Origin of the sequence: Mesorhizobium tamadayense, assembly GCF_003863365.1 — a bacterium.
GTDB classification, from domain to species: Bacteria; Pseudomonadota; Alphaproteobacteria; order Rhizobiales; family Rhizobiaceae; genus Mesorhizobium; species Mesorhizobium tamadayense.
In genome coordinates, this window is the sequence record NZ_RQXT01000003.1 from 19,066 (window position 1) to 35,178 (window position 16,113).

Genomic DNA, 16,113 nt, shown 5'->3' on the forward strand with positions numbered 1-16,113 from the left:
AGGGACGAGATGAAGAATTCAGCCATTTCCGAACGCAAGAACCAGTCGATATCGCGCGGCGTCGGCATGACCACGCAGATCTATGCCGATCGCGCCGAAAATTCGGAAATCTGGGACGTCGAGGGCCGCCGTTATATCGACTTCTCGTCGGGCATCGCCGTGGTCAACACCGGCCACCGCCATCCGAAGGTGATCGAGGCGGTCAAGGCGCAGCTCGACCGCTTCACCCACACCTGCCACCAGGTCGTGCCCTATGAGAGCTATGTGCGGCTGGCCGAGCGGCTGAACGGCATGCTGCCAGGCAAGTTCGACAAGAAGACGGTCTTCGTCACCACCGGCGCGGAGGCGGTGGAGAATGCGATAAAAATCGCCCGCAACGCCACCGGCCGCCAGGCGGTCATCGCCTTTTCCGGCGGCTTCCACGGGCGCACGTTCATGGGCATGACGCTGACCGGCAAGGTCGTGCCTTACAAGGTCGGCTTCGGCGCCATGCCGGCCGACGTCTTCCATGCGCCGTTCCCGGTCGCGCTGCACGGCGTCTCGGTTGCGGATTCGCTTGCCGCGCTCGACAAGCTGTTCAAGGCCGATGTCGATCCGGGCCGCGTGGCCGCCATCATCGTCGAGCCGGTGCAGGGCGAGGGAGGCTTCTACGAGGCGCCGCGCGATTTCATGACCGCCCTGCGCAAGATCTGCGACCAGCACGGCATCTTGCTCATCGCCGACGAGGTGCAGACCGGCTTTGCCCGCACCGGCAAGATGTTTGCCATGGACCATTATGACGTGGCGCCTGATCTCACCACCATGGCCAAGAGCCTGGCCGGTGGCTTCCCATTGTCGGCCGTCACTGGCCGCGCCGAGATCATGGACGCGCCCGGCCCCGGCGGGCTCGGCGGTACTTATGGCGGCAGCCCGATCGGCGTCGCTGCAGCGCACGCCGTGCTCGACGTCATCGAGGAGGAAAAGCTCTGCGACCGTGCCAACGCGCTCGGCGCTAGGCTCAAGCAGCGGCTGCAATCGATCCGCGAGGACGTGCCGGAGATCGTCGACATTCGCGGCCCCGGCTTCATGAACGCCGTCGAGTTCAACGACATGAAGAAAAGCCTGCCGTCGGCCGAATTCGCCAATGCGGTGAGGCTCAAGGCGCTCGACAAGGGCCTTATCCTGCTCACCTGCGGCGTCTACGGCAACGTCATCCGCTTCCTGTCGCCGATCACCATCCAGGACGGCGTCATGAACGAGGCGTTGGACATTCTGGAGAGTTCCATCCGCGAGGTCCGGGCGGCGTGAGCCAACCCTACCTCCCCCTTGTGGGGAGGTCGGACCGAGGGTCCGGATGGGGGTCGGCGCCGTCCCCGCCCCGCTGCTTCGCAGCGACCCTCCCCACAAGGGGGAGGGTAGGCGCGTCTAACCCGTCGCCCTCGCGGGCTCGTCCTGGCTGAAGGCAGCAAGCGCCGCCTTCAGCGCATCCGGCCCCGCCGCAACGGTTTGCGGCGACGGCGAAAAACCTGCGCCGAGCATCTTGCGGCCAAGCATGTGGTCGCCGGGACGGTTGACGGATTCGATGCCGAGCAGCCGGTGCCCGGCATAGTGGTAGATCGAGAATTTGTTCTCGGCCGGCTCGCCCAGCACGACATGGCTGTCGCCGCCCTGTGTGAGACCGACCATCTGCAGTTTCATATCGCCGATATCCGACCAGAACCATGGGACGGCGGAGAAGGGTTCGGCATGGCCGAGGACGGTGCGCGCGGCGAGCCGCGCCTGGTCGGTGGCGTTCTGCACCGATTCCAGTCGCACCTCGCCGCCGGTGAGCCAGTGCCGGTAGGACGCGGCATCGCCGATGGCGAGGATTTCGGGGATCGAGCTCTGCATATGCTGGTCGATGCGGATGCCGTTGGCAATCGCGATGCCGGCGGCTTCCGCCAGTTCGACATTGGGCACCACGCCGATGCCGATGATCACCATCTGCGCCGGAAGACGCTCGCCGCTGGAGGTGATCGCGGCCGAGACGCCGCCGTTTTCGCCTTCCAGATGGGCAACGGTGGTGCCGGTCAGGATGCGCACGCCCATCTCTTCCAGGCGCTGGCGCACATGGGCGGCGATCGCCGGTGCCACGGCGCGGCCGAGCAGCCGGTTGAGCGCCTCGATGACGGTGACCTTGCGGCCTGCGGCCTTGAGCGTCGCCGCGATCTCCAGGCCGATGAAGCCGCCGCCGAGGATGACGACATCCTTGCTCCGCGCGCTCAACTCGCGGATCAGCCGCGCGTCGGCCAGCGAGCGCAGCGACACCACGCCGGCGAGTTCCGCGCCCTCGAGCTTGAGAAGGCGCGGCCGCGAGCCGGTCGCGAGCACCAGCCGGTCGAAGGGAATTGTGCCGCCGCCAGCGACTTGCAACCTGCGAGCGCCGGCATCGATCCTGTCGATGCGCATGCCCGGCCGATAGTCGATGGCGCTGCCCGAATAGAAGGCTTCGCCGCGCAGGGGCTGCGGCTTCGCCTCGGCATCCTTGATGAAGGTCTTGGACAGCGGCGGCTTGTGATAGGGCAGCTCGTTCTCGTCGCCGATCAGGATGACCGGTCCGTCATAGCCTTCCTCGCGCAGGCTTGCTGCCGCCTGCACGCCGGCATGACCCGCACCGACAATGACCACCCCGTTCTTCATCGCAGCCCTTTTTCCCTTCAAACCTAGGATCTTCCGCCAGGTGGCGATTGTCTGCCGCCGCCGCAAGAGCCCTGGTCCGGGTCGCACCCAGAATGGCCGCCTGTCAATCCGGATGTTCGGCGGGATCACCGGCTTAAAGTTGATAATTGCAGTTTAGAATAATTCTAAACTGTTGTTTCAATTGAATTTTCTCTACCTCACCAGTTGACTTCCGGCCTCTCCGCCGCTTTATGGAGGCCTGCGCCCTTGGCGCATTCCTTTGATGTCTGGGCCTTGAACCCTTTCGATTGGAGGCATTTCGGTGTCTTTTGCTGATTGGCCGCGCCATCGCGCGGCAACCTTGCCTTTCCGGCCATTCGTGCTTGTGCTGGTGCCGTGCGCCTGCGGCCGCATGCCTATGTCATTGAATTTCTGAGGAGATGGATTGATGAGAGCGACAATCACGCCGCGCTTTGGCAGCAGGCTTGCCGCCATCGGCGCCACCGCGGCGCTGACGGCCGCCGTGTTCGTGCTGCCGGCGAAAGCCGAAACCGACCCGAAAGCGGTGATCAAGACCTATGCCGACATCGCGCTGGCCAAATACGAGGACTCGCTGACCACCGCGCAGGCGCTCGACAAGGCCGTCGACGCGCTCATCGCCAAGCCCTCGGCCGAGACGCTCGACGCAGCCCGCGACGCGTGGAAGGCGGCGCGCATTCCTTACCAGCAGACCGAAGCCTATCGCTTCGGCAACAAGATCGTCGACGACTGGGAAGGCAAGGTGAATTCCTGGCCGCTGGATGAAGGCTTGATCGACTATGTCGCCAAGAGCTACGGCACGGAGTCGGACGAGAATTCGCTCTATACGGCCAATGTCATCGCCAACAAGGAAATCGAGATCAACGGCAAGAAGGTCGACGCCTCGAAGCTGACGCCCGAATTTCTCTCCGGCACGTTGCAGGAAGCCGGCGGCGTCGAAGCCAATGTGGCGACTGGCTATCACGCCATCGAATTCCTGCTCTGGGGCCAGGATCTGCACGGCACCGGGCCTGGCGCCGGCGAGCGGCCTTACACCGACTACGATCTCAAGAATTGCACCGGCGGCAATTGCGACCGCCGCGCGGAATATCTGAAGTCGGCGAGCGACCTGCTGGTGTCCGACCTGCAGGAGATGGTCGACAACTGGAAGGAAGACGGTGCGGCGCGCAAGAACCTTGCCGACGGCGAGCCGAATGCCGGCATCTCCACCATCTTCACCGGCATGGGCTCGCTCTCTTACGGCGAACTGGCCGGCGAGCGCATGAAGCTTGGCCTGTTGCTGCACGATCCGGAGGAGGAGCACGACTGCTTCTCCGACAACACCTATATCTCGCATCTGTATGACGCGATCGGCATCCGCGGCGCCTACCATGCCAGCTATAAGCGGCTCGACGGCACCGTGGTTTCCGGCCCGTCGGTCTCAGACATGGTGAAGGCCGCCGATCCGGCGCTCGACAAGGAACTGTCGGACAAGCTCGATCTCACCGTCGCCAAGATGGAAGCGATCCAGACGCGCGCGCTGGCCGGCGAAGCCTATGACCAGCAGATCGCCGAGGGCAACGCGGAAGGCAACGCCGCCGTGCAGGCGGCGATCGACGCGCTGGTCGACCAGACCAAGTCGATCGAGCGCGCCGTCGGCTCTTTGAAGCTCAACGCGATCGCCTTCGAGGGCTCCGACAGCCTCGACGCGCCCGATAAGGTCTTCAAGTAACGTCGGGCCAGTACCAGCCAAACGGCGCCGGCGCGGCGCCGTCAGCCAGAGCCAAGTGAATGCTGATCTGCCATTGCAACATCATCACCGAAAAGGAGATCGAGCAGACGATCATCGGTCTGCTGGATGAAGATCCCTGGCAGCTTATCGTGCCTGCGAAGGTCTATCATGCCATGCGCAAGCGCGGCCGCTGTTGCGGCTGCTTTCCAAATGTGGTGGAAACGATCATTCGGGTCACCGAGAACTACCATGCCCGTTCAGAGGTGGGCGGCGTGGACATCGTTTCACACCTGGACCGCGTAAGAGGCTTGCGCGTCCAATACGGGAGCAGAACCCATGAAAGGCGAACCGCAGATCATCGAGCGGCTTAACGAAGCCCTGTTTCTGGAGCTTGGGGCCGTCAATCAGTACTGGGTCCACTATCGTCTGCTCGAGGACTGGGGCTACACCAAGCTGGCAACGAAGGAGCGGGCGGAATCGATCGAGGAAATGCATCATGCCGACCGGCTGGTGGCCCGCATCATCTTCCTCGAAGGACATCCGAACCTGCAGTCTGTTGCGCCGCTGCGCATCGGCCAGAACGTGAAGGAAGTCCTCGAATCCGACCTCGCCGGCGAATATGACGCGCGCACGTCCTACAAGCGCTCGCGCGAGATCTGCCAGGAGGCGGGGGACTACGTATCGATGAAGCTTTTCGAGGACCTGCTGGCCGACGAGGAAGGTCACATCGACTTTTTGGAGACGCAGCTCGACCTGCTCGCCTCGATCGGCGAGGAGAAGTACGGCCAGCTCAACGCCGACTCGGCCAACGAGGCGGAGTAAGGACATGCGGGAATGCGGCGCCCCGTAGCTCTCTTGCGCCGCTTGCGGCGGGCCCGAAATGGTGGCCTGCCGCTTGAGAAGAGCCCGCGATATCGGACTTATCGCCCGGTTTTGTTTCTGCTTGCAATCCCGCTTTCCGCTGTCGCCACGGCCAGCGAGCCGGTGCCTGCGGGCCTCGCCTCCGGCCGCACCGATCTGACGCCGAAGGATCAGGCGCGGGTGCTGGCCGTCACCCGGCCGACCGCGGATTTCTCGAAGCCCGAGCCGTTCGAGCGGATGCAGGGCGGCGCCGGCACGTCGGAGAAGGACGTCAACCGCGACGCGTTCTCGCAGTCTTCCGCCAACATCACTTTCGAGGAGGAGGGGACCTTCAAGCTCGGCAACGCGCTTTTCCGCAAGAACTGGGTGTCGTCGCCGTCCTCGACCCAGGCCTCCGACGGGCTCGGTCCACTGTTCAACGAACGCGCCTGCCAGAATTGCCATCTGAAGGACGGTCGCGGCCGTCCGCCGGAAGGCGGCATCGGCTCCACGTCCATGTTCTTGCGCCTGGCGCGCGATGCAAGCAACGCCGAGGAGAGAGCCGAGCTCGCCGACCGCAAGCTGCTGAACTTCCCCGATCCGGTCTACGGCTCGCAATTGCAGGATCTGGCGGTTCCCGGCCTCAAGGGCGAAGGCCGGATGCGCATCGTCTATACCGAGGAAAAGGTGAAGCTCGCCGACGGCGCCGCCGTTTCGCTGCGCAAGCCCAGCTACTCGATCGAAGACCTGGCCTATGGCCCCCTCGGTCCACGCACAACGTTGTCGCCGCGCCTGACGCCGCCGATGATCGGCCTCGGCCTGATCGAGCAGATTGCGCCTGCCGACATCCTCGCCCATGCCGATCCGGATGACCGCGACGGCGACGGCATCTCCGGCAGGCCGAACATCGTTCGCGACGAGTTGAGCGGCGAGATCACGTTGGGCCGCTTCGGCTGGAAGGCGCACACCGCGTCGATCCGCCAGCAGGCCGCCGACGCCTTTGCCCGCGACGTCGGTATCTCGACGCCGGAAGTGCCGCGGCATTGGGGCGACTGCACCGAAGCGCAAAAGGATTGCCTCGCCATGCCGAACGGCGTGCAGCAGCGCCTGGGCACGGCGGAGGCGCCGCCGCCGGTGATGGATCTTGTCACCTTCTACTCGCAGAACCTTGCCGTGCCGGCGCGGCGCGATCTCGGCGAGCCGGAGGTCCTTGCCGGCAAGAAGCAGTTCTATGAGAAGGGCTGCGTCTTCTGCCACACGCCGAAATTCGTCACCATGCGCGGCACGGCCAACACGGCGCAGGCCTTCCAACTGATCTGGCCTTATTCGGATTTCCTGCTGCACGACATGGGCGAGGGCCTAGCCGACGGGCAACGTGTGGGGCAAGCGAGCGGCAACGAATGGCGCACGCCGCCGCTCTGGGGCATCGGCCTGACCGCGACCGTCAACGGCAACAGCTTCTATTTGCATGACGGCCGCGCGCGTACGCTCGAAGAGGCGATCCTCTGGCATGGCGGCGAAGGCCAAAAGGCGCGCGACCGTTTTGCCGCCGCCGATGCCGCGGACCGCGCTGCGCTGATCAAATTCCTGGAGTCGTTGTGATGTCGAAACGTCTGGCCGCCGCCCTTGCTCTTCCCCTATTTTTGGCCGCTGCCTTGCCGGCAACGGCGGCGGTGAAAGCCTCCGATGTCATCTTGCGCGCGATCGGCGGCTTCGTGCGCCCCGCCTATGCCAGCCTCGACGATCATGCCGTGAGCCTGACCAAGGCGATGGATCAACTCTGCAATGTGCCATCCCGGCAAAATCTGGATGCGGCACGTGCGAATTTTTCCGCCACGGTCGAGGCCTGGTCGGTGGCCGAGATCATCGCCTTCGGGCCGGTCAAGGAAAACAACCGGCTGGAGCGCATGCTCTATTGGCCGGACCGCAAGAGCATCGGCTTGAGGCAGGTGCAGGCGACGCTCGCCGCCAAGGATGCCTCCGCCACTGATCCGGCGCAACTGGCGAGGAAGAGCGTCGCCATGCAAGGGCTCGGCGCGCTCGAATATGTGCTGTTCGGCGATGGCGCCGAGGCGCTTGCCGGCAAGGACGAACCCTACCGCTGCGCCTATGGCGCGGCGGTCGCCGGCAACATCGAGGCGATCGCCGGCGAGGTCCGCGACGCCTGGGAAAAGCCCGATGGTTTTGCTTCGCTCTGGGCCAATCCGGGGCCGAAGAACCCCCTCTACCGCGACGGCACCGAAGCGGTGACGGAACTGGTCGGCGTTTTCATCAACGAGCTGGACATGATCCGCGACGCGCGCCTCAAGGGTTTTCTTGGCGCGAAGCCGGACGCCGACAAGCCGAAGCAGGCGATCTACTGGCGCTCGCAGAACACGACGAATTCGTTGGCCGGGAACCTGTCCGGCATCGACCGGTTGTTTCAGGCCTCGAAGCTAGGCGATGCGCTGCCTGCCGATGCACGGTGGATGGCGCAATCCATCCACATCCAGCTCACCAACGGCGTGGCGACGGCGCGGTCCGTCCCCGGGCCGATCGACAAGGCGCTCGCCGATCCGGCGCTGCGCGACAAGCTCGACCATTTCGCGCGGATCACCTCCAGCCTCTCGACGCTGATCGGCACCAGGATGACCGCCGAGTTCGGCTTGACCGCCGGCTTTTCGTCCCTGGATGGGGATTGATGCAGTGAGGACCTCGCTCATCGATCGCCGCGATTTCCTGCGCGCTGCCGGTGCAAGCTTCGCCGCCGTAATGGCGCCGCGCGCCTGGGCGGATGCGCTGGCAGTGGACGCCGTCTTCGCCACGGCCTTCGTCAAGCGCGACGGCAGCTTCGGCGCCGCCGTGCTTTCCGAAGCCGGCAAGATCCTGCATACGGTCGATCTGCCCGACCGCGGCCACGACGTCACCTTCGACCCGGTCTCAAACCGTTCGGTCGTCTTCGCTCGCCAGCCCGGCACCTTCGCGGTCGTTTTCGACCATGCCGGCCGCGAGCCGCCATTGACCATCGCCAGCATCGCCGGCCGGCATTTCTTCGGCCATGGCGTGTTCTCGCCCGATGGCGCGCTGCTCTATGCCACCGAGAATGATTTCGACAATGCCGCCGGAGTCGTCGGCATCTATGACGCGCGGGCGAAGTTCAGCCGCATCGGCGAGTTCCCGACCTATGGCATGGGCCCGCATGAACTGCTGCTGATCGGCGACGGCAGGACGCTCGCCATTGCCAATGGCGGCATCGAGACGCATCCCGACTTCGGCCGCGCCGAGCTCAACGTCGCCACGATGAAGCCCTCCTACACGCTGGTCGACCGCATCGCCGGCGGCCTGATCGAAAAGCACGAGCTGCCGCCGGCGATGCACCAGCTGTCGATCCGCCATATGGATCGCGACCAGGCAGGCACCGTCTGGTTCGGCTGCCAGTATCGCGGGCCGGCGACCGACCGCCCGGCGCTGGTCGGCCGCGCGGTGCCTGGCAAAGATCTAGAGCTGCTGGAGATGCCGCAGGACGTTTTGTCGGGCTTCCGCAACTACATCGGCTCGGTTGCCGCCAATCCCGCCGCCGGCACGGTCGCCGTCACCTCGCCGCAGGGCAATTCGCTCGCCGTCCTCGACGCGGCGAGCGGGCGGATTGTCGCGACCAAATCGCTTGTCGAGGTTTGTGGCCTCGCCCCGGACGGCGCCGGCTTTATGGCGACAACCGGCGGCGGCGCGATCGTCGGCGGCGCCGGCGCTTCGCGTTCCGAGCCCGACTATGTCTGGGACAACCACATGCTGCGCATCGCGGCGGCGGCTTAACGGCCATTGGAGCATGCGCCTCGGTGCTGCGCAGAAGCAAAGCCGCTTAACATTTATGCCACATGGCACTTGCGGCGGCGGGCCATGCCGGGCACAGGGAATGTGTTTTTTTAACCGGCCCCAAGAAGCTGTCCGTATGAAGCTGCCCGCATGAAATTGCTTGCCATCGACTGCGCTGCCAATCTCTGCGCCGCCTGCGTCTACGACGCGGGCGCGGGCATCGAGCTTGGCCGCCAGGTGCTCGACCTCGGCAAAGGGCATGCCGAGCATCTGATGGCCGTCATCGAGACTGCCCTTAAGGCCAGCGGGATTGGCTACCAGGGCTTGGATGCCGTCGCCGTCTCGACCGGGCCTGGTTCCTTCACAGGCCTGCGCGTCGGCGTCTCGACTGCGCGGGGGCTGGCTTTGGCGCTGAAAGTCCCGGCCATCGGCGTGACGACGCTGGAAGCGTTGGCAGCGGAATCGGCGGCCGCCTTTCCCGGCCGCGCCGTGCTGGCCGCGCTCGACGCCGGCCGCGAAGAGCTCCATGCGGCTCTTTTCGACAAAGCGTTAGTTTTGACTTACGGTCCTGCGGTGACCACGCTTTCCGAAGCAACCGGAATGGCAGTCGACGCGAAAGCGGTTCTCGCGGGCACCGCCGCGCCGATGGTTGCCGCGGCGGCCGGAGACGGTTCCGACATCGGGCCGGTTGTTGCCACAGCCGACATAGCCACCTATGCCCGGCTGGCCGCCGCCAAAGGAGCGGGCGAAAGGCCGAAACCGCTCTATCTGCGCGGCGCCGATGCCAAGCCGCAGGCAGGTTTCATTTTGCCGAGACAAAACCATGATCCCAAAAAGTGGGAACCGGTTTTTGGAAAAGATCATGGTCCAAAAAAGCAAGACCACGTTTCCCAAAGGCGGGGTCCCGGAGAAAAAGAGTCCTGATGCGCATACCTTTCTTTCAGCCGCGCCGCAGGGACTATGCGCTGGAGCCGCTGACGGTTGCCGACAGCGCCGCCGTTGCGGAACTGCATCGCGAGGATTTCGTTCGCCCCTGGACCGACGGTGAGTTCTCGGCGCTCCTCGAACAGGACACTGTGTTCGGCTATGCCGCGCGCGAGACCGGGCAGGGAGCGAAGCCTCCGGTTGGCTTCGTGCTGGCGCGGCTCGCGGCAGGCGAGGGCGAGATCTTGACGGTCGCGGTTGCTCGCGCCCATCGCCGCCAGGGGCTCGGCTGGCAATTGATGGACGCGGTGCTGCGCGAATTGCATGCGCAGCGCGCCGAGGCGCTCTTCCTGGAGGTCGACGAGACCAATCAGCCGGCCATCGCGCTCTACCGCCGGCTCGGCTTCCGCCAGGTCGGCCAGCGCCCGAACTACTACCGGTCGACCAAGCACGGTCCGACCGGCGCGCTTGTCATGCGCCGCGATCTTCGCTAGCCAGACGGCGGGCCGAGGCGGGAGCGAATGATCAAGAAGTTGCGGATTTTCCTGGCGCTCGGTCTTGTCGTCGTCGGCTCGCTGGTGCTGGTGCCGCTGCAGATACTGTCGATGAAGACCAGGCTCTGGCCCGAAACGGTCATCCTCAAGATCTGGCACAAGATGATCCTGAAGGCGATTGGGCTTCGCGTCCATGTCAAGGGCGCGCTGGCCAGGGAACGCCCGCTGCTGATCGCGGCCAACCACATCTCCTGGACCGACATCATGGTGCTCGGTTCCTTTGTCGACGTGAAGTTCATCGCCAAGGCCGATATGGAAGGCTGGCCGCTGATCGGCATGCTGTCCAGGCTGCAGCGTACCGTCTTCATCGAACGCGAGCGCAAGCGCACCTCCGGCGACCAGGCGAGCGAGATCGCCAAACGCATGGCCAAGGGCGATGTGATGGTGCTGTTCGCCGAGGGCTCGACCGGCGACGGCAATCTGGTGCTGCCCTTCAAGAGCACCTTGTTCGGCGCGGCCTCGATGGCTATTGCCGAAGGGGCCGCGGACCAGGTGTTCATCCAGCCGGTGGCGATCGTCTATACACGGGTGCATGGCGTGCCGATGGGCCGCCGCCACCGGCCGATGGCCGCCTGGATCGGCGACGAGGATCTGATGCCGCATTTGAAGGTCCTGCTTGCCGAGGGCGCGGTCGACGCCGAGGTGCATTTCGGCGATCCGGTGCCGTTCTCCAAGGGCTCGAGCCGCAAGGAAACGGCACGGCTGATGGAGGCCAAGGTGCGCGAGATGACGCAGGCCGCGCTCGCGGATCCGCGCCCCAGCCGCTAAAGCATGTCTCCCGAAAGTGTGCAGCGGTTTCGAGACAAAGACATGCTTAAAATCAAAGACCTAAAGCAGGTCGCGTGAATCCATTTTCACGCTACCTGCTTTAGCGCACGATCCGAAAACCGAACGCGCGGCGCCATAGACGGCCAGAATCGTCTGTTTTTTGTCACGGAAAGGCGTTAGAAGCCGCCCGATGGAATTGAGCACGATCGAAAGTCACGACATCGGCACGGCGCCGGAACATCAGCCGGTGCCCGCCGGGGCCGCAAAAAAGGTCTTCGTCAAGACCTATGGCTGCCAGATGAATGTCTACGATTCCCAGCGCATGACCGATGCGCTGGCCGCCGAAGGCTACGTCGCGACCGACGCCGTCGAGGACGCCGATCTGGTTCTGCTCAACACCTGCCATATCCGCGAGAAGGCGGCTGAAAAGGTCTATTCCGAGCTTGGCCGCATCCGCGACATGAAGGCCGAGCGCGCCGAAACGGGTCGCGAGCTGTTGATCGGCGTCGCCGGTTGCGTGGCGCAGGCCGAAGGCGCCGAGATCATCCGCCGCGCGCCCGCGGTCGATCTGGTCATCGGTCCGCAGACCTATCACCGTCTGCCCGATGTGCTGGCGAGGGTCCGCGGCGGCCAGAAGATCGTCGAGACCGACTACGCCATAGAGGACAAGTTCGAGCATCTGCCGCAGCCGAAGCGGGCCGAGGTGGCAAAGCGCGGCGTCACCGCCTTCCTCACCGTGCAGGAAGGCTGCGATAAGTTCTGCACCTTTTGCGTCGTGCCTTATACGCGCGGCTCGGAAGTCTCGCGCCCGGTGGCGCAGATCGTCGCCGAGGCCGAGCGCCTGGCCGAGGCCGGCGTGCGCGAGGTGACGCTGCTCGGCCAGAACGTCAACGCCTGGCATGGCGAGGGCGAGAACGGCGGGGAATGGGGGCTTGGCCGCCTGCTCTTGCGCCTGGCGAAAATCCCCGGCCTGGCGCGGCTGCGCTACACGACCAGTCATCCGCGCGACATGGATGACGAATTGATCGCCGCGCACCGTGACCTGCCGGCCTTGATGCCCTATCTGCATCTACCTGTGCAGTCTGGCTCCGACCGGATATTGAAGGCGATGAACCGCAGGCACACGGCACGCGACTATCTGACCCTCATCGACCGCATCCGCGCCGCGCGCGGCGACATCGCCATGTCCGGCGACTTCATTGTCGGCTTTCCCGGCGAGACGGACGCGGATTTCGAGGCGACGCTCAAGCTGGTGCGTAACGTGAGCTACGCTTCGGCCTTCACGTTCAAATATTCGCCCCGCCCCGGCACGCCGGGCGCCGAGATGGACGGCCATGTGTCGGAAGCCGTGAAGGACGAGCGGCTGCAACGCCTGCAGGCGCTGGTCAACGAGCAGCAGCAGGGGTTCATCGCCGGCATGGTCGGCCGCACCATCAGCACGCTGATCGAGAAGCCCGGCCGCCGCCCCGGCCAGAAGGTCGGCCGATCGCCTTGGCTGCAGCCGGTTATTGTTGACGACAAGGCCGGCGGAATCGGTGACATTATTGACGTGCGAATCACGAAGACAGGTCCCAACAGCCTGTTCGCCGAATTGGCCTGATGGCCTCGGCAGATGAGGAGAGACGGTTGAGCGCTGCTGAACTGAAGAATCCGCCCCAGAACCAGGCTTCCGGGGCTTCCGACATGGCGCACATCGTACTGACCTTCGACAACAACAAGCTTGCCAGCGCCCTTTACGGCCAGTTCGACGAGAACCTGGCCCGGCTCGAGCAGAAGCTCGGCGTCGACATCCGCTCGCGCGGCAACCAGCTTGCGATCAAAGGCACGGCCTCCGCCGCCGAGCAGGCGCGCCGCGCGCTGGACACCCTCTACGGCATTCTCCAGAAGGGCGTCGACATCGGCCAGTCCGACGTCGATGGCGCCGTGCGCATGGCGATGGCCGCCGATGACCAGCTGACGCTGCCGACCATGGAGCGCAAGGGCAAGGTCTCGGCCGCCCAGATCGCCACGCGCAAGCGCACGATCTATGCCCGCTCGCTCAACCAGGACGCCTATATGCGCGCGCTGGAGCGCTCCGAGATGGTCTTCGGCATCGGCCCGGCCGGCACCGGCAAGACCTATCTGGCGGTGGCTCATGCAGCGATGCTCCTGGAGCGCGGCATGGTCGAGCGCATCGTGCTTTCGCGACCGGCGGTTGAAGCCGGCGAGCGGCTGGGCTTCCTGCCCGGCGACATGAAGGAGAAGGTCGATCCGTATCTGCGGCCGCTCTACGACGCGCTCTACGACATGATGCCGGCCGACAAGGTCGAGCGGGCGATCGCCGCAGAGGTCATCGAGATCGCGCCTTTGGCTTTCATGCGCGGCCGCACGCTTGCCCACGCGGCGGTGATCCTCGACGAGGCGCAGAACACCACGCCGATGCAGATGAAGATGTTCCTCACCCGTCTCGGCGAGAACTCGCGCATGATCGTCACCGGCGATCCGACCCAGATCGACCTGCCGCCCAACACCAAGTCGGGTCTGGTCGAGGCGCTGCGCATCCTCGACGGCGTGTCCGGCATCGTCACCGTCCGCTTCAACGAAGGCGACGTGGTGCGGCATCCGCTGGTGGCCGAGATCGTCAAGGCCTATGACCGTGACGGCAAGCTGGCCAGGGGCCTCGGCACCGAGGGCTGATCAAGCCTCATGGCTGAAAATCCGGGATCCAGCGGCGAGACGCCGGTCGACATCGATATTTTCGTCGAGGCCGGCGACTGGCCCGCTGAGGCAGAGCTGGCGCGCCTGGTCGATCGCGCCGTCGCTGCCGCCTTTGCCGAAACCGGCGCGAGCGGCACTTCCGAGCTCAGCATCGTTTTTTCCGACGATGCCAATATCCAGGCCCTCAACGCCGCATGGCGCGGCAAGGACAAGCCGACCAACGTCTTGTCTTTCCCGGCTTTTCCGTTCCCGAAAGGCGGCAAGCTGCCGCCGATGCTGGGCGACATCGTGCTTGCCTCCGAGACGGTCGCGCGCGAGGCCGCACTGGAAGGAAAGCCAATCGCGAACCATATCACACATCTCGTCATCCATGGCCTGCTGCATCTTCTGGGCCATGATCACGAGACCGACGCCGAGGCCGAGGAGATGGAAGCGATCGAGCGCGCGGCGCTTGCGAGGCTTGCCATTCCCGATCCCTACGCGTAACAAAAAAGATCAATTGACCTGATGGCGATGAACGACAAACCAGAAACTGCCGCCCGTCCGGACGCCGGCAGTGCGGCCAAGCCTTCCGAAAAGTCGGAAGAGGGCTCCAGTCCGAGTATTCCGACCGGCAGCGCGGCCGCTGAGCCTTCGCATGCCGGTCCTTCGCTCTTCGATCGCGTGCTCGGCCTGTTTAGGCACCGCAACGGCACCAATCTGCGCGAGGAGATCGCCGACGCGCTGGCCGAGACGACGAGCGATGTCGAATCCTTCTCGCCCGGCGAGCGGGCCATGCTCAACAACATCCTGCGGCTGCGCGAGGTGCGCGTCGAGGACGTCATGGTGCCGCGCGCCGACATCGAGGCGGTCGAGATCACCACCTCGCTTGGCGATCTGCTTGGCCTCTTCGAGCAATCCGGCCATTCCCGCATGCCGGTCTATTCCGAAACGCTCGACGACCCGCGCGGCATGGTCCACATCCGCGACGTTCTCGCCCACATCACCAAGCTCGCCCGCGTCAGGAAAGGCCGCGCGAGCCGGAAGGCGCCGGTGAAGACCGCTCTCGATCTCGCCCAGGTCGATCTGGCGCGCACCATCGGCGATCTCGACCTGATCCGCCCGGTTCTGTTCGTGCCGCCTTCGATGCTTGCTTCCGACCTGATGGGGCGCATGCAGACGACGCGCACCCAGATGGCGCTGGTCATCGACGAATACGGCGGCACCGACGGCCTCGCCTCGCTGGAGGACATCGTCGAGATGGTGGTCGGCGACATCGAGGACGAGCACGACGACGAAGAGCCGATGATCACCCAGACCGGCGAAGGCGTGTTCGTCGTCGACGGCAAGGCCGAGATCGACGAGGTCGCCAAGATGATCGGCGGGGAATTCGCCGCAGGCGAGCATGGCGAATATGTCGACACCATCGGCGGCATGATCTTCAACACCCTTGGCCGCGTCCCGGCCAGGGGCGAGGTGGTGCAGGCCATACCCGGCTTCGAGTTCCATGTGCTCGACGCCGACCCGCGCCGCGTCAAGCGGGTGCGCATCGTGCAGAGCCCGAAGGGCGAACGGCAGCGGCGTCGCGCGGCGCGCACCGAGCAGGCCTGATGTCGTTGTCATGCCGGTCGAAGACCCGTTCAAGCATGCAGTCCTCGGTTCCGGCGTCTTCTATCGAAATCCACGCGCGGCTTTAGCCTGGCTTCAGTCCGCGTTCGGCTTCGAGCCGAGCATGCTGGTGAGCGATGGCGATGGGCGGCTTGTCCATGCCGAAATGCGGTTCGGCGACGGCTACATCGTCGTCGATTCCGAATGGGCCGGGCACATTGCCAGCCCGGCCTCTGTCGGCGGCAAGAACACGCAGTCTGTTTACATCCGTTTGAGGGAAGACCTCGACACCCATTGCGAGAAAGCGCGCACCGCGGGAGCCGAAATCGTCGGGGAGCCGGTCGATCATTTCTACGGCGAACGGCAATACCGGGCCCGCGATCCCGAAGGCCATGTCTGGACCTTCACGCAGACCGTGCGCGTTGTGCCCAAAGAGGAGGCCGAGCGGCTGAGCGGCCTCAGCATCGAAGGGTGGCACCGATAGCGCGGCCGTGAATCGGGTCGCGCCCATACGTGTTTGGAGCATCCGGCTCGGCCTGTTAAATCTCTGGCCCTGATTCGCGC

At 64.9% G+C, this 16,113-nt stretch carries 15 protein-coding genes and 1 pseudogene; 15 read left to right on the forward strand and 1 reads right to left on the reverse strand.

All coding sequences use genetic code 11. The features are described from left to right. The first annotated feature begins 9 nt into the window (after positions 1-9). Positions 10-1,287 (forward strand): 4-aminobutyrate--2-oxoglutarate transaminase, encoded by a 1,278-nt coding sequence (locus EH240_RS03300; protein WP_124995994.1) that lies wholly within the window; start codon positions 10-12, stop codon positions 1,285-1,287. A gap of 117 nt (positions 1,288-1,404) precedes the next feature. Here EH240_RS03300 and EH240_RS03305 read toward each other — a convergent pair whose 3' ends face one another. Next, positions 1,405-2,658 (reverse strand): NAD(P)/FAD-dependent oxidoreductase, encoded by a 1,254-nt coding sequence (locus tag EH240_RS03305; protein ID WP_124995995.1) that lies wholly within the window; start codon positions 2,656-2,658, stop codon positions 1,405-1,407. Positions 2,659-3,085: 427 nt separating this feature from the next. On the opposite strand from EH240_RS03305, the gene EH240_RS03310 reads away from it, so the two are divergent. The 14 genes and pseudogenes from EH240_RS03310 (at position 3,086) to EH240_RS03375 (ending at position 16,033) form a co-directional block, all read left to right on the forward strand. After that, positions 3,086-4,387 carry an imelysin family protein gene (locus EH240_RS03310; protein WP_206075216.1) on the forward strand — a complete coding sequence of 434 codons (1,302 nt, stop codon included), beginning with the start codon at positions 3,086-3,088 and terminating at the stop codon, positions 4,385-4,387. 59 nt (positions 4,388-4,446) lie between these two features. Further along, complete coding sequence (locus EH240_RS03315; protein WP_124995996.1) at positions 4,447-4,758, forward strand: (2Fe-2S)-binding protein; 312 nt, start codon at positions 4,447-4,449, stop codon at positions 4,756-4,758. Beyond that, positions 4,724-5,209: a bacterioferritin gene (gene bfr, locus EH240_RS03320; RefSeq protein WP_124995997.1), complete on the forward strand. Its 486-nt coding sequence runs from the start codon at positions 4,724-4,726 to the stop codon at positions 5,207-5,209. The genes EH240_RS03315 and bfr overlap by 35 nt, the downstream gene beginning before the upstream one ends. Before the next feature lie 12 nt (positions 5,210-5,221). Next, positions 5,222-6,829, forward strand: a complete 1,608-nt coding sequence (locus EH240_RS03325; protein ID WP_124995998.1) for a di-heme oxidoreductase family protein — start codon at positions 5,222-5,224, stop codon at positions 6,827-6,829. Beyond that, entirely contained in the window at positions 6,829-7,908 is a 1,080-nt protein-coding gene (locus EH240_RS03330) for an imelysin family protein (RefSeq protein ID WP_124995999.1), read from the forward strand. Before EH240_RS03325 ends, EH240_RS03330 begins: the two co-directional genes overlap by 1 nt. 4 nt (positions 7,909-7,912) lie before the next feature. Beyond that, positions 7,913-9,019, forward strand: coding sequence for a DUF1513 domain-containing protein (locus tag EH240_RS03335; RefSeq protein ID WP_124996000.1), 1,107 nt, complete (start codon positions 7,913-7,915; stop codon positions 9,017-9,019). A gap of 150 nt (positions 9,020-9,169) precedes the next feature. Then, a pseudogene (gene tsaB / locus EH240_RS03340) lies at positions 9,170-9,838 on the forward strand (tRNA (adenosine(37)-N6)-threonylcarbamoyltransferase complex dimerization subunit type 1 TsaB); the annotation flags it as partial. Between the two features lie 104 nt (positions 9,839-9,942). Next, complete coding sequence (rimI, locus tag EH240_RS03345; protein ID WP_124996002.1) at positions 9,943-10,437, forward strand: ribosomal protein S18-alanine N-acetyltransferase; 495 nt, start codon at positions 9,943-9,945, stop codon at positions 10,435-10,437. Between the two features lie 27 nt (positions 10,438-10,464). Next, positions 10,465-11,265 carry a lyso-ornithine lipid O-acyltransferase gene (gene olsA, locus EH240_RS03350; RefSeq protein WP_124996003.1) on the forward strand — a complete coding sequence of 267 codons (801 nt, stop codon included), beginning with the start codon at positions 10,465-10,467 and terminating at the stop codon, positions 11,263-11,265. A 205-nt stretch (positions 11,266-11,470) separates the two neighbouring features. Then, positions 11,471-12,865, forward strand: a complete 1,395-nt coding sequence (gene miaB / locus EH240_RS03355) for a tRNA (N6-isopentenyl adenosine(37)-C2)-methylthiotransferase MiaB (RefSeq protein ID WP_342634070.1) — start codon at positions 11,471-11,473, stop codon at positions 12,863-12,865. Positions 12,866-12,948: 83 nt separating this feature from the next. Further along, entirely contained in the window at positions 12,949-13,941 is a 993-nt protein-coding gene (locus EH240_RS03360; RefSeq protein WP_245435825.1) for a PhoH family protein, read from the forward strand. Positions 13,942-13,950: 9 nt separating this feature from the next. Continuing rightward, positions 13,951-14,448, forward strand: a complete 498-nt coding sequence (gene ybeY, locus EH240_RS03365) for an rRNA maturation RNase YbeY (protein ID WP_124996006.1) — start codon at positions 13,951-13,953, stop codon at positions 14,446-14,448. Positions 14,449-14,475: 27 nt separating this feature from the next. Further along, positions 14,476-15,552 (forward strand): hemolysin family protein, encoded by a 1,077-nt coding sequence (locus EH240_RS03370; protein ID WP_124996007.1) that lies wholly within the window; start codon positions 14,476-14,478, stop codon positions 15,550-15,552. Positions 15,553-15,562: 10 nt separating this feature from the next. Then, on the forward strand, positions 15,563-16,033 hold the full coding sequence (locus tag EH240_RS03375) for a VOC family protein (protein WP_124996008.1): 471 nt from the start codon (positions 15,563-15,565) through the stop codon (positions 16,031-16,033). Positions 16,034-16,113 lie beyond the last annotated feature (80 nt).

Bases quoted from the DNA above. Each gene is read 5' to 3' on its own strand.
- olsA (WP_124996003.1), top strand. From the start codon at position 10,465: ATGATCAAGAAGTTGCGGATTTTCCTGGCGCTCGGTCTTGTCGTCGTC.
- EH240_RS03325 (WP_124995998.1), top strand. From the start codon at position 5,222: ATGCGGCGCCCCGTAGCTCTCTTGCGCCGCTTGCGGCGGGCCCGAAAT.
- EH240_RS03375 (WP_124996008.1), top strand. From the start codon at position 15,563: ATGCCGGTCGAAGACCCGTTCAAGCATGCAGTCCTCGGTTCCGGCGTC.
- EH240_RS03360 (WP_245435825.1), top strand. From the start codon at position 12,949: ATGGCGCACATCGTACTGACCTTCGACAACAACAAGCTTGCCAGCGCC.
- EH240_RS03310 (WP_206075216.1), top strand. From the start codon at position 3,086: ATGAGAGCGACAATCACGCCGCGCTTTGGCAGCAGGCTTGCCGCCATC.
- bfr (WP_124995997.1), top strand. From the start codon at position 4,724: ATGAAAGGCGAACCGCAGATCATCGAGCGGCTTAACGAAGCCCTGTTT.
- EH240_RS03315 (WP_124995996.1), top strand. From the start codon at position 4,447: ATGCTGATCTGCCATTGCAACATCATCACCGAAAAGGAGATCGAGCAG.
- EH240_RS03370 (WP_124996007.1), top strand. From the start codon at position 14,476: ATGAACGACAAACCAGAAACTGCCGCCCGTCCGGACGCCGGCAGTGCG.
- EH240_RS03305 (WP_124995995.1), bottom strand. From the start codon at position 2,658: ATGAAGAACGGGGTGGTCATTGTCGGTGCGGGTCATGCCGGCGTGCAG.
- ybeY (WP_124996006.1), top strand. From the start codon at position 13,951: ATGGCTGAAAATCCGGGATCCAGCGGCGAGACGCCGGTCGACATCGAT.
- rimI (WP_124996002.1), top strand. From the start codon at position 9,943: ATGCGCATACCTTTCTTTCAGCCGCGCCGCAGGGACTATGCGCTGGAG.
- EH240_RS03330 (WP_124995999.1), top strand. From the start codon at position 6,829: ATGTCGAAACGTCTGGCCGCCGCCCTTGCTCTTCCCCTATTTTTGGCC.
- EH240_RS03300 (WP_124995994.1), top strand. From the start codon at position 10: ATGAAGAATTCAGCCATTTCCGAACGCAAGAACCAGTCGATATCGCGC.